The following is a 12,532-nucleotide window of genomic DNA, read 5'->3' as shown; positions in this document are numbered from 1 at the left end:
TTGCTAATGTCTCGAAAGGGTCAGCACGTCATACCCTCCGCGGGAAAATGGAGTGTGAAAAAAGCGGGATCTTCGAGAGCCACCAGCATTCACGCGACCCAGGCTGAAGCGATCAGAGCAGCTACGGAAATTGCTCGAAACCAGAAAACCGAAGTCTATATCCACGGTGCAGACGGACGAATTCGCGAACGCAATTCTTATGCTGAAGCCCCTTATCCCAAGGGCTGACATTGACTTCACCATTCGACCGATCGGTATTCATCAACTGCCCTTTCGACGACGACTTCGCACCCTTGCTTCAAGCAATGGCGTTTTGCGTCGTTTACCTAGGCTTCTTCCCGCGCCTCGCTCCGGAGAATGCTGACAACTCAGCCGCGCGCCTCGATAGAATTATCGAACTGATCCGAGGGTCCAAGTACGGCATTCACGACCTGAGTCGCTGTAAGTTTTCTGACACTGATCAGTACGCTCGAATGAACATGCCCTTCGAGCTCGGTTTGGATCATGCATGCCGAAAGTTTGGCACCGGCGGCCTGGCCGACAAGGTAATCTTGGTCCTTGAGCACGCGAAGTATGATTACCAAAAGACTTTGTCCGACATCTCTGGCTGGGATATCAAAGTTCACAACGGAAGCTTTGAGAAATCCATGCTCCACGTGAGGACATGGCTCGTCGCACACGGGGCAGAGAAGATCGGACAGTCACGGATACAGGGAAAGTACGCCGACTTTCAGGGGTGGTATTGGAAGCGGGAACTCGCTGCCGGTTCCTCAGAAAATGACATAAGGGAATACCCAACCACCGAATTCATCGTTGCGATGCACGAATGGATGGACGCAGGCCAACCTTTGTAGATGTTCTGCCCTCAATCCCCGTCCAACGCATTGAAGCCGGAACTCAAGCCCGCTTCCGCTTTCAAGGTTTCGTCAGCGATCTCGCGAGCGTTCTCAACCGGCAGACGAACCGATTTCCACATCGCCACAGGTATGGTCTTGAAGTCACCCCGCGCTTCTGATTGAGCGATAAGCCCCAACGCTCGTCGGGCAAAACGTAGCTCGGTCAGCACGACGTTGAGACGTTGCTGCACGTCCTCTGTATCTTCCGCGCTGCCGCTTGCGGATTGATCGAGAAAGCCGCCTTCCTTGAGTAACGCTTCCAAGCCATCCAGGCTCGCGCTCAGAAAATCGATCGCAACACCACTGGGGCCAAAGATCGGCATCGTCCCATTGCCATTGCTCGCTTCACCATCCGCGGATGGAATATCAAACGCAAGCATGCGATTAAGCCGATCTGCGAAGCTTTGGACCAGCGCCTGCGTTGTCTCGGAGGGTTTCAGGTAACGCGAATTGTCCGCACCTGGATGAAGCCACAGCTGCTGAAACCTATCGCTCGAGGTCCAGTCCTCGAAGATAACCGCAGCGGTATGATGAAGGTCTTCTGATAGCGCAAGCGCCAACCCGCACCGATAGTGTGTCTTGTCCTTATCCGCGCTCGCGAAATCGTCTGACCCTGGCCCGAAGAAAACGATCTCCAATGCGCGCAGGCCAACAGTGGCCACGCTGGCCGTCGCAACATTCTCCGGCTTTAGCGCGGCTTCAGGCTTCGTCCGCAACAGCCGCCCAACTTGCTTCATCGTCACATGCCGAGGATCCGGCCAGAACAGGATCCGGTCGTAACGGTTGTCCGTCACCGCAGGCCCAAAGCGGATATGGCCGATCCGCCCCCACGCAATGACTGCGCCCTTGAACGCCGAACGGGCCTTCGCTAATCCAGCCTCTGATCGCGCGTCGCAGAAAGAGCGCGTGGCATCCGCCAAGGACTGAGTCCGGCTCGCAAAATCTTGGTACGAAGAAATGATGTGCTCTTCGAGCGACCGTCGGGCCACATCAGCATGGTCAAAGGCGGCCGCCGGACCGGCGGCCCATAAAACCGCCGCCGCGGCCAGCGCCACGTGCCATGCCGACCGAACAAACCGTACCGCTGCCATCGTGCGCTCCGCCTGAAATTTCAATCCGGCAGTCCTATCCGAATTGCGTCGCAAGCTAAGCAGATAAGTTGAGTGTTACAATCAATAATACGAGAGGGCGACGATGCGCCCGACCCAATCTTTCTTAGCCCTTTTTCAAGACAAGTGTCAGTCCGCGCAGCGTATTTCCGCTAAACTTGATCTCGATGACCTGCATTCCATCCTTCACGATGATCTCCATCTCAGCCCCGACATCGCCGCCGGTGACCGACACGCGGTACCCGCGTTCTGTTATGGCGCCACTGAGATCACCGACAAGGTTGTAAATGCGTTCGGTCCACGTGCCAGAGAGCTCGCCGTCGTCGTTCGTGACATGACTTACGATTTCGACCTTCCCGCTCGACGTCGCACAGCGAATGTTCTGCTCGAGCTTGGTGGGGACGTCCCCCAACACGTACGTTGCCCGGCATGTGACATTTTCGGTCTGTCCTTCTTGGAAGCCAAGGCGCCCCTGCCCCTTCCACCACCCCAGCAATGGCGCAAAAGCAGAGTCATCTTGACTATGCGCGCTATGAGAATCCAAACCGCTCAGCCCGACCATCAGCGCAGCGACGAGCGCCACGGCAGCACCTTGAAATTTCATCGCATCCACCCTCACCTACGATGCCGCCAAAAGGCGCAACCTCGCTAGCCAAAGCGCTTATCCGTTTCCCCCCACCCCCGAAGGCAAGCTTCTGAGCGCGAACGCATCAGCGAGGAAAGTCGAACGCCGGCAATCGCCACAACCTCAATCTTGAGCAAGATAATAGAGTTTGCAGACCAGGGGCGTTTCCGTCCCGCAACACTGAGACGCAGAAGCGTGGCTACTCTGCACAGGAGCATCACCTCTTACAGCGACGTCCGACTCTCAGATTGCCCCAAACACAAAAAAGGCCCGGAAAGCCGTTGGCTCCGGGCCCTTCTAAAAAAGCTGCGATCTTCGATCAATCGACGCTAAGCTTCGGCGCGTCCTCACCCTCTTTCGGCGTCACATCCAAAATCCGCGCGCGTCCAGTGATGTCGACGTTGGACTTGCAGTTGGTTATGCACGGCTCTTTCGCCGAGACCAATGGCGTATCCGGCCGCGGATCCTCGGTAAAATGCTCGGCGTTCGGCATCTGGATGGAGAGAAAGTTCTCTTTCGACAGCTCAAAATCTTCATCCGTCACGATGTCGTTCAGATAAAGGATGTAGGCAGTCAGCGCATAGACTTCGTTGTTCGACAACGATTGCGCATAACCAAACGGCATCGCGCGATGAACATAGTCGAAAACCGTCGAGAGATAGGGCCAATAGGACCCGACTGTTTTGACCGGGTTATCGCTCTTCAAAGTGTCCCGACCACCGGACAGCACCGGCCAACGTCCGGCACCTTCTCCGAAAACGCCATGACACATCGCGCATTGTTCCGCGAACTTCTCTTCACCCTGCGCGACCGTTCCGCGGCCCGCAGGCAACCCCACGCCGTCCGGGCGTACATCGATGTCCCAAGCCGCAACCTCTTCGGGTAGCGCTTCACGTCCAAGTCCCAGCTTTGCCGCCAATACCGGAGAGACGCTCAACAGCAGCACGCCGGCAACCGCAAACGCCTTAAGAGATTTCGACATTCTCAACCTCACCGTTCGCCTTCACGTGCCACGTCTGGATCGCGTTGTTGTGGTAGATGGAGTTATAGCCACGCACCTGGCGCAGTTCGTCCTTGGTCGGCTGCACGTAGCCGGTTGAATCGATAGCCCGCGATTGCAAGAGCAGCGGCTCACCGTTCCAATCGAACTCGTAGTAGAAGCGGTGCATGGACTTATCGAAGCTCGGCCCGTCAAGCCGCGCCGTGTGCCAGTTCTTGCCGCCATCAATCGTGACATCCACGCGTGAAACCTTGCCCCGCCCGGACCAAGCAACACCCGACAGCACCGTAAATCCCTTCTTGTGCTTTATCGGTGCCTGAGGCGAAGGATTGGTGATGACCGACTTCGCGTCCATCTCCCAGGTGAAGCGGCGGGCATTGCCGTTCTCCATAAGGTCCGTGTACTTCGAGGTTTCTTCACGTGCGTGCCAGGGCATGTCACCGACTTCGATGCGCCGGATCCACTTGACCCACATATTGCCTTCCCAGCCGGGAACAACGAGCCTCAGCGGATAGCCCTGCTCGGGACGCAGCGCCTCACCGTTCATGGCGTATGCCAACATGCAATCGTCCAGCGCCTTGAACAGGGGGATGGAACGGTTCATCGCGGCGGAATCGCCACCCTCAGGCATGACCCATTTGGCGTTTGTCTTGAGACCGGCTTCCTCCAGCACGCGCTTCAGTGACACGCCCGTATACATGACGTTGTGAATCATGCCGTGCGTGAACTGGCAGCCATTGAGCTGAGCGCCGCGCCATTCCATGCCCGAATTCGCTGCGCATTCGAGGAAGAAGATCCGGTTCTCTCTGGGAAAACGCTTCAGGTCGTCGATGGTGAACACCATCGGCTTTTCAACGAGACCGTTGATCATGAAGCGGAACTTCGCCGGATTGATTTCCGCAACCCCGCCATGGTGCCGCTCGAAACAAAGACCGTTCGGGGTGATGATACCCTCCAGATCGTGCAGTGGCGTGAAATTGACGGAGGACTGCGGCGACGCCGTCAGCCACTCGACGTTGCGCCGCACGACACCGGCCTCGTATTTCGAGGGAACGCCATAAGGCTTGGCATCGACGCCATCGCCAAGAGCCTGCGACCAATCCTGCAATTCCGTAATGGCCTTATCGGGAGTAGTCGGCGCATCACCCGCGGGATTGGCGTAGACGCGCGTCGCGGCGAAGGCCATTCCAGCAGCACTCGCCCCCAAGATGTGACGGCGCGAAACGCCGCCGCTATGGCCACGTATGTTGTCCGGCTTGCTCATCTCTCTTCTCCCGATGCCCCATCCAAACTGGACAAGCCTTTTGTGTAAGAAGCCGGACCGGCTCCCTACGCCTTCACAAGAACGGACTGGTTGGGCTTACCCTGAACCGTTCCGACACGTTTGATGTATGAAGTCACGACATCCCAGATCGGAGGCCCTTCGGTAGCCTCCGCCACGGAAGCCCAGCCAGCCACGATGTAAGTCTTCTGCGGATCGATAGGCTCGCCGCTCTTCAGGAGCGTCATGTCAGAAATGCGATTGCCAATCGTTTGCGAAACGTCGATCGCGTAACCCATTCCTCCGACACGAACCATGTCGCCCCCTTGCTGATAGTAGGGGTCTGGGTTGAACAGATTGTCTGCGACGTCTTCCAGGATCTCCTTCAGCCGCGCCCCAGTCATTTCCGAGCGATATGCAGCTGGGTACGTCATACCGGTCGCGTTGTAGATATCCTCGACGGTGATGTCCTGGCCGGGCAGCACACTCGTTCCCCAACGGAACCCAGGAGATAGGGCAATGTCCGCCTCGCGCTCCGACAGCAGCGCATCACAGATCAGATCATCAAACGTGCCGTTGAAGTTGCCGCGCCGATAAAGCAGCGTATCCGCCTTTCCGACTACGGTCTTGAGCTCGGCTTCATAGGGCGCACGAACTTTGTCGACAAGCTCAGTCATCGATTTGTCGGGGGTGATGACGTCCGAGAAAATCGGAATGAGCTTGTATTTGTAGCCCTTGACCTGACCGTCACGCACATCGAGATCCAGCCGCGACAGGAACTTTCCGTGCGAGCCGCTTGCGACCAGCAAGGTTTTATCGACGATGACAGGCTCGGGAATGGCATCATGCGTATGGCCGGTCAGGATGACGTCGATACCCGTCACACGGCTTGCCAACTTGCGATCGACATCGAAGCCGTTGTGAGACAGCAGGACAACGACGTCAGCACCTGCTGCACGCGCCGCATCGACGTTCTGCTGTACGTTCTGCTCGCGGATGCCAAATGACAGCTTGGGGAACATCCAACGTGGATTTGCGATCGGCAAATAAGGGAAGGCCTGACCGATGACGGCGATCTTAGAGCCCCCACGTTCGAACATTTTGTAGGCTTCGAAGGCAGGCTCGTCCCACTCATTGTCAAAAATGTTTTGGCCCAGGAAGGCAAACGGCAGATTGTCGACGATCTCCCGAACTCGGTCGATACCAAAAGTAAATTCCCAGTGCGCCGTCATGGCATCCGGTTCGAGGTGATTCATCACCTCCACCATGTCGGCACCTTGAGTTTTCAGCGATGTGTAGCTGCCCTGCCAGGTATCACCGCCGTCGAGAAATAACACCCGGCCTTCACGATCTGCGCGGATCGACTTCAAGACCGTCGCGATGCGGTCGATCCCGCCCATGCGTCCGTAGGTTTTCGCGAGCGCCGCGAAATCCTCGTAGGTCAGGGCAAAGGCTTCCGGACTACCGGGCTCGATTTTGTAAAGCTCGAGAAACTCCTTGCCGGTCACATGAGGTGGTTTCCCCGCAGCTTCGCCAACGCCAATATTTATTGACGGCTCACGGAAAAAGATCGGCTTGAGTTGCGCATGAATATCGGTGAGATGCACCAACGTCACGTTTCCGAATTCCGGAAACGCCAACAGTTCCGCCTCGCTCATCAAGCCTTGCCGTGCGGCAAGGGCCGTCCACGCACCGCTGCCGGCCGTCCCGAGCAAAGCGCCTGTGGCTACGGAAACTTGAAGAAATTCGCGTCGTGATATCATTAGCTTTCGCCCAGTTCGTTTGCTCTTGGATCAAACCGCTGCTTCTCGGAAATGAGGGCGAGCAGCAGCGCGCGCAGACTAGGCATATTTTGCAAGCCTGAGCCAAGTCGCAAGTCGTGCGAGAGCAACCGTGGTGCGGAATAAACCGCACCGTCACCGGTTACCCGGTGACTTCGATACCTTTTTCAGTCTTGTAGGTCGTTCCGGCATCGTCGACCCAAACGAACTCAAATTTGCCGCTCTCCTCCACCTTCATCGTGAATTCGAGATACGGGTTGGCCGAAACGGCAGGTTCGATATTGGCGCCGAACACCTGTTGGCCGTTGAACGTCGCAGTGAACTTATTGATGATCATCCGCGGGATTTTCTCACCCGTCTTCCGATCCTTGCGCTGACCCGACTCCATAGGGTGGCTCACCAGAGTTTTGATAGTAATCACTTCACCCTTCGTCGCTTTGTCAGGCAGTTTCACGCGGGGCTTCGCAGTCGCCATCTCTCAATCCTCTTCAGAGAAATTTCGTTTGAACGCAAAGGGTTGCAGACATCAGCCGCCGCAACCGCCAATCGTAACTTTCACGTTCTTCTTTTCCATGAAGACCGAACCATTGCTCATCTTCGCAACGGCAATGACATTTTGCGTCGTCGCAAGCCTAATGCGTGTTGTTGCGGTCGCCTCGCCACTCATCGGCGAAAAGAGGAACGTAATGACGCCAGGCATGGGGTTGCCGTCCGCCAGCACCATAACCTCGGAAACGTAATCGTCCTTCGTCATAGGGCTTTCGACCTTGACCTCAATCGGAACGGTATTTCCGTTTTCAGCGATCTCGGGAGCCGTAAGGGAAATCCGCCCTTCCCGAAGCTCTGCATCTCCGGCGAAGGCCTTAATGCGCTCATCGGTAGCACTCGCCAAAGCCGGAGTCGAAACGGCTGATACGCCAAGAGCGAAGCAGGCTATCGACCCACCGCTCAGAGCCAGAATTTCGCGTCTATTCAGCTCCATAGACATCCCCTCCGCTGCGCTTCGCTACTCTCGGAAGCGAGAATTGATTTTTCAGACTCTTACGGTGACAGCAATTTTGTCCTCTCAACTGCCACGCACGCAGACTAAACAGCTACTCCAAACCAAATCAAGAGATAAATTCAAATATGCGCATATATTGCAACGCACCATCCCTGCTTGAAAATGTGCGCGGCCCAACTCAACTTACGAACTATCTTCGAACTCCCGAACTATGCGAGGTTGAATTGAAGCTTTTGGCTGCCGCCTTGGCGCTGATGCTATCGTTTGCTGCCCTTGGACCGGCTAAAGCCGCTGAACTCGTGATGTTCGAGGAAGACGGTTGCGGCTGGTGCGCGCGCTGGAATAACGAAATCGGCGTCATATATCCGAATACGGAGGAGGGTCGCATCGCGCCTTTGCGCCGCGTGGACATCCATGATCAACGCCCTGACGATCTCGCCAAAATTACCGCGGTAACGTTTTCTCCCACGTTCATCGTGTTTCAAGACGGCAAGGAATATGGAAGGATTGTTGGGTATCCAGGTCAGGATTTCTTCTGGCCGATGCTTCAGGATATCCTGTCGTCCCTTCCCTCCACTGAGGACGCCGCCGCTGCGAACTTGAGGATGAAAGAATAATGTCGTCTCCTGATCCAGACGTTCTTCCAGACAAGCAGCTTGACGAGATGGCGGAAAGCGCCAAACAGGCGACCGCTCTGCTGAAGGCGCTTGCCCATGAAGGCAGGCTCATGATCCTCTGCCACATCTCCAGTGGCGAAAAGACCGTTACGGAACTGGAAGAGTTATTAGGGCAGAACCAGCCGGCTGTGTCCCAGCAGTTGGCACGCCTGCGTGAGGAAGGGATCATTGAAGCCCGCCGCGTTGGCCGCACGATCTACTATTCGCTCGCCGATGGCCGCGCACGCGCTGTTCTCGAACTGGTCTATGATCTCTTCTGCGCGAAGGCAGATCGATCATCCTGAAAACTGATCTGGTATCAGCTCACTGAACACCGATAAGCCGGTCAACGGGCGCGAAATCATCCCGCAGCACAATGGGCGAAAGCATCCTAGACATCTGCGATGTCTCAAGCCGTTCAAAATTCACACCTTCCGAATGCCGGGCTGGCAAATCTCCGGCCGGAGTTGCCTTCGCTAGCCCCGCGACCACAAACGTGGCGCGCTCACCAGCCTCATCGGAGCGCCAAAGCTCGACGATCGGAAAGTGCTCCGCAAGGCTAGCGACAACGGACAGCGCCATACGGGGATGTTCCCGATGATCGACGACGTTCATCAGATAGATGCCTCCATCGCGCAAACGCGACCGAACTTGTCCGAAAAATTCCGACGTCACCAGATGCTGCGGGACGGTGATGTCATGAAAAGCATCGCCAACCACAACGTCGAACTGATCAGCCAGCATACTTACGAGCACGCTCCGCGCATCACCGTGCCGAATTGTCAATCTCGGATCAGGCTTGAGCCAAAGATGCGTTATCGCAACTTCGGTAACGGCAGGATCGACTTCCGCCACTGTTATCTCCACGTCCCTCCGGGCAGCCAGCCACGCCCGCGGTATTGTGTAGGCGCCGCCGCCAATAAAGAACGCGCGAAACGGTGACCTCTCACCGACATGAATACGCATGAGCGTATCCTGCAGATCCGCATAGGGCGAAACGAGTCCGCCCGGAAAATCCCTCAGGTTTATACCGTGCGCCAAATGGTCGAGAACAAGCACCTTTGCTGGCACACCAATTTCGCCAGAAACATTCTCAACGCGGATGCAGTAATAATCGCTTTCGACGATGCAGACGCGCGCAAACACTCCCGTCCATTGACCAGCAAACGCAACGGCACCCCAACCCAAAAGTATGACGAACGAAACTAGACGTTCCTTGGCCGCCCCTCCTCGCCTACTGATGAAGAGAGACGCCGCCATAACGCAGTACAGGGCCGAAACGAGAAGTAGCGTCCAAACTGTCCCAAGCCACGAAATGAAAATGAACCCTGCGGCCAGTGTTCCGAGAATGCTGCCCGCCGCACCCACGGCGTAAAAACCTCCCAGGATCGCGCCGGCCTTGGTCGGCTCATCGTCGATCGCGAGCTTCGTCAGAACCGGAGATGCGATCCCGACAAAAAGGCTTGGAAGGAAAAAAAGCGCGAACGTAATAATCAGAATTGTCGCGACAGGCGGGAGGCTCAGGTTGATCACCGGGCCTGTAATAATCCGGATCAAAAAAATGCTTACAAGCGCACTGCCACCCGCGAGCAAGAGACTCCAGGCGACATCGGATTGCGCCCGTCCCCCCGCGCGCTGAGCAATCTGCCCTCCAATCCAGTGGCCGAGTGAAAAGCCTGCCAGCACGACCGCGATAATCGCCGTCCAGGTGTAAAGAGACATTCCAAGATAAGGAGCGATCATGCGCCCCGCGACGATCTCCACAACGAGACCGCATGCTGCACTTAACCCCACAAGAATGAGGTAGAAGAACCTCCGCGCGCGTATACTCAAGGCAGCTCGCCCATATAAGCGACGAAGACTGACAAAGCATTGAGCATCACGCGAATCCACCCCAACTCTGCTGCAAACATACGATTGGCATTCGCCCTCGTGACCCATTAAATGGCAAACGCGGTTCAGGTGAACATTGCGTCAACCGTAAGTGTCACCGAATATCCAGCAGCATGTCGCCGTTTGCAATATGAGGGAGCCCAACGATGTCCCGAGATCGTAATAAGCCTGAAAATGCCGAGGAAACGCTTGCATGCAACCGTCGGCAGTTTGTCATCGGAGCCGGCGCCGTCACCACACTCGCAGCCACAGGGTTTCCCTTCCCAACCGCAGCCGCGGAAACAATCAAGTTCGGCGAGTTCGAGATCCTGCCACTGAGCGACGGCCACCTGATGCTACCCGCACGCCTTTTCGCCCCGAATGCTGAGGAAAGCGCACGCGCCGCAGCCTTCGCCGCTGCGGGCCACAAAGGGGATCAAATCCGCCGCCCACTAAACGTAACTCTCATTCGCAACGGCGATGAGCAGATCCTGGTCGACGTTGGCTCGGGACCACGCTTCATGGCCACAGCCGGCAAGCTTATCGACGATGTCGATGCGAACGGCATCGACCGCGAAGCCATAACAACCGTTGTCTTCACGCACGCGCATCCCGACCACATTTGGGGAACCACGGATGACTTTGACGAACTCGTCTTTCCAAACGCGCGCTATCTGATTTCCGAGGAAGAGTACAATTACTGGATGGCCGACGACATCCTGTCCAAATTGCCCGAAGATCGTCAAGGGTTTGCAACCGGCGCGCAACGCAACATCGATGCGGTCAAGGACAAGCTGGAAACCTTTAAACCGGGGGCAGATGTCGTCACCGGTGTAACCACTCTGGAAACCGGCGGCCACACGCCCGGCCACATCTCACTTGAAATCAGCCAAGGCAACGAGTCCTTCATCGTGCTCGGCGATGCGCTCACCCACCATATCGTCTCGTTCCAACATCCAGACTGGATTTCAGGAAACGATCACGAGCCGGAACGGGCAATCAAAACTCGTCAGAAGCTATTGGACAAAATGGCCAACGAAAAAACGCGTCTTATCGGATACCACTTGCCCGATCCCGGCGTCGGTCGCGTGGAACGCGACGGAACCGCGTACAAATATGTAAGCGAAAGCTGAGCAACAACCGTGCGGTGCAAAGAGGTTGTGCTGCTAGAACACACAACCTCGCGCCGTAACTGGCCAGATCTCTTGAACTGTGCCATCGCCCTCGGCCATCCCACGCACACCGATAAAAAAGTCGTGCTGGTTGGCCGTTGGATCGACATGACTGGGCACGATCAGAATTTTCTCACCTAGGTCAGGAAGGGCCGAGTCCAGTTCCGCAACCAGGCAACCGTGCTCGTCTGAAGGCCGCTCATAGCGAACACCCGGACGATCAAACGGGACCGGCATACCCGAGTCGATAGGCAGCACTTTATGCCCGGCATCCACCACAGCCTGACCAACGCTGGTACGGCTCATGACGATCGCCCAAACAAACATGGCGTGCTCAAATTTGGGAACATCGCCACCCGCCGGGGTATTGCGAGCATAGTCGGCATCCATAAAAGCGTAGGACCCCGGTTGCAGCTCATTCCACACGCCGCTCATACCGTCGAATGCGAAGGAACCCGTTCCGGCGCCCCCGACAGTTTCGCACTCAAGCCCAATATCGCGAAGCGCCGCAATGGTCTGCGCGGTAACATCACCCGCACGCGCCGCACGCGCCTTGCGTTCATCCGGATCGCGGACATGCTGCGTAATTCCGTCATAAGACTGTAAGCCCGCAAAACGCAGGCCATCCGCCTGCGCAACAGCTGCACCCAGCCGAACTGCAGGGTCGCCCGGCTCAACACCGCAACGGTTCCCGCCGATATTGATTTCAACAAGCACATCTATTGTTGCGCCAGCAGCATGCATCGCCTCAGACAAATCTCTGATTTGCCGGATATCGTCGACACACACACCCATACGCGCTCGTAGCGCCAATTGCGCCAGCGCCTCTAGTTTCGTGCGCCCGACGACCTCGTTGCTGATCAGCACATTAGTTATGCCAGCATCCACCATCACCTCGGCTTCCGAGACCTTCTGGCAGCAGACACCGACGGCTCCGAGCGCCATTTGTCGATGCGCGATCGCGGGGCATTTGTGAGATTTTGCATGTGGGCGCAATCGCACGTTCTTGCTTTTGGCCCAATCCGCCATCGTCTGGAGATTGCGCTCAAACGCATCGAGATCGAGGATCAAAGCAGGGGTATCGACGTCTGCAAGCGGAATACCAAGCCGTGCTGGTGCGCGCATTTTCCAACGCTCTCTCTATGCTCGGCAATAGA

14 protein-coding genes are annotated in these 12,532 nt (G+C 56.5%); 5 read left to right on the top strand and 9 right to left on the bottom strand.

Annotation, left to right across the window (positions count from 1 at the left end):
• Window positions 1-6: 6 nt before the first annotated feature.
• Window positions 7-228 (top strand): DUF2188 domain-containing protein, encoded by a 222-nt coding sequence (locus tag YBN1229_RS16895; protein WP_046479369.1) that lies wholly within the window; start codon window positions 7-9, stop codon window positions 226-228.
• 2 nt (window positions 229-230) lie between these two features.
• On the top strand, window positions 231-854 hold the full coding sequence (locus YBN1229_RS19210; protein WP_046479368.1) for a hypothetical protein: 624 nt from the start codon (window positions 231-233) through the stop codon (window positions 852-854).
• An 11-nt stretch (window positions 855-865) separates the two neighbouring features.
• On the opposite strand, the gene YBN1229_RS16885 is transcribed toward YBN1229_RS19210, so the two are convergent.
• The 7 genes from YBN1229_RS16885 to soxY form a co-directional block, all read right to left on the bottom strand.
• A complete protein-coding gene (locus YBN1229_RS16885) occupies window positions 866-1,987 on the bottom strand; it encodes an imelysin family protein (protein WP_052744044.1) in 1,122 nt (373 codons plus the stop codon).
• Window positions 1,988-2,111: 124 nt separating this feature from the next.
• Window positions 2,112-2,609 (bottom strand): hypothetical protein, encoded by a 498-nt coding sequence (locus tag YBN1229_RS16880; RefSeq protein ID WP_052744043.1) that lies wholly within the window; start codon window positions 2,607-2,609, stop codon window positions 2,112-2,114.
• Between the two features lie 340 nt (window positions 2,610-2,949).
• A complete protein-coding gene (locus YBN1229_RS16870) occupies window positions 2,950-3,612 on the bottom strand; it encodes a c-type cytochrome (RefSeq protein WP_046479366.1) in 663 nt (220 codons plus the stop codon).
• A complete protein-coding gene (gene soxC, locus YBN1229_RS16865) occupies window positions 3,596-4,894 on the bottom strand; it encodes a sulfite dehydrogenase (protein ID WP_046479365.1) in 1,299 nt (432 codons plus the stop codon). Before soxC ends, YBN1229_RS16870 begins: the two co-directional genes overlap by 17 nt.
• A gap of 65 nt (window positions 4,895-4,959) precedes the next feature.
• The gene (soxB, locus tag YBN1229_RS16860) at window positions 4,960-6,654 is read right to left on the bottom strand and encodes a thiosulfohydrolase SoxB (protein WP_046479364.1); all 1,695 of its coding nucleotides are present in this window, start codon (window positions 6,652-6,654) and stop codon (window positions 4,960-4,962) included.
• A gap of 160 nt (window positions 6,655-6,814) precedes the next feature.
• Window positions 6,815-7,147, bottom strand: coding sequence for a thiosulfate oxidation carrier complex protein SoxZ (gene soxZ, locus YBN1229_RS16855; RefSeq protein WP_046479363.1), 333 nt, complete (start codon window positions 7,145-7,147; stop codon window positions 6,815-6,817).
• A 51-nt stretch (window positions 7,148-7,198) separates the two neighbouring features.
• On the bottom strand, window positions 7,199-7,654 hold the full coding sequence (gene soxY, locus YBN1229_RS16850; RefSeq protein ID WP_046479362.1) for a thiosulfate oxidation carrier protein SoxY: 456 nt from the start codon (window positions 7,652-7,654) through the stop codon (window positions 7,199-7,201).
• Window positions 7,655-7,800: 146 nt separating this feature from the next.
• On the opposite strand from soxY, the gene YBN1229_RS16845 reads away from it, so the two are divergent.
• A complete protein-coding gene (locus tag YBN1229_RS16845) occupies window positions 7,801-8,292 on the top strand; it encodes a transcriptional regulator (protein ID WP_342027538.1) in 492 nt (163 codons plus the stop codon).
• Window positions 8,292-8,636, top strand: coding sequence for an ArsR/SmtB family transcription factor (locus YBN1229_RS16840; protein WP_046479361.1), 345 nt, complete (start codon window positions 8,292-8,294; stop codon window positions 8,634-8,636). Before YBN1229_RS16845 ends, YBN1229_RS16840 begins: the two co-directional genes overlap by 1 nt.
• 19 nt (window positions 8,637-8,655) lie before the next feature.
• Here YBN1229_RS16840 and YBN1229_RS16835 read toward each other — a convergent pair whose 3' ends face one another.
• Window positions 8,656-10,164 (bottom strand): fused MFS/spermidine synthase, encoded by a 1,509-nt coding sequence (locus YBN1229_RS16835; protein WP_152025032.1) that lies wholly within the window; start codon window positions 10,162-10,164, stop codon window positions 8,656-8,658.
• A gap of 206 nt (window positions 10,165-10,370) precedes the next feature.
• Here YBN1229_RS16835 and YBN1229_RS16830 point away from each other — a divergent pair, with 206 nt between their 5' ends.
• Window positions 10,371-11,336: an MBL fold metallo-hydrolase gene (locus YBN1229_RS16830; RefSeq protein ID WP_046479360.1), complete on the top strand. Its 966-nt coding sequence runs from the start codon at window positions 10,371-10,373 to the stop codon at window positions 11,334-11,336.
• A gap of 33 nt (window positions 11,337-11,369) precedes the next feature.
• Here the strand turns inward: YBN1229_RS16830 and YBN1229_RS16825 are convergent, their stop codons facing one another.
• Window positions 11,370-12,500: a DSD1 family PLP-dependent enzyme gene (locus tag YBN1229_RS16825; protein ID WP_046479359.1), complete on the bottom strand. Its 1,131-nt coding sequence runs from the start codon at window positions 12,498-12,500 to the stop codon at window positions 11,370-11,372.
• Window positions 12,501-12,532: the final 32 nt, after the last annotated feature.

Source organism: Candidatus Filomicrobium marinum, assembly GCF_000981545.1.
GTDB classification, from domain to species: domain Bacteria; phylum Pseudomonadota; class Alphaproteobacteria; order Rhizobiales; family Hyphomicrobiaceae; genus Filomicrobium; species Filomicrobium insigne.
This window is presented reverse-complemented; position numbering and strand designations above follow the sequence as displayed.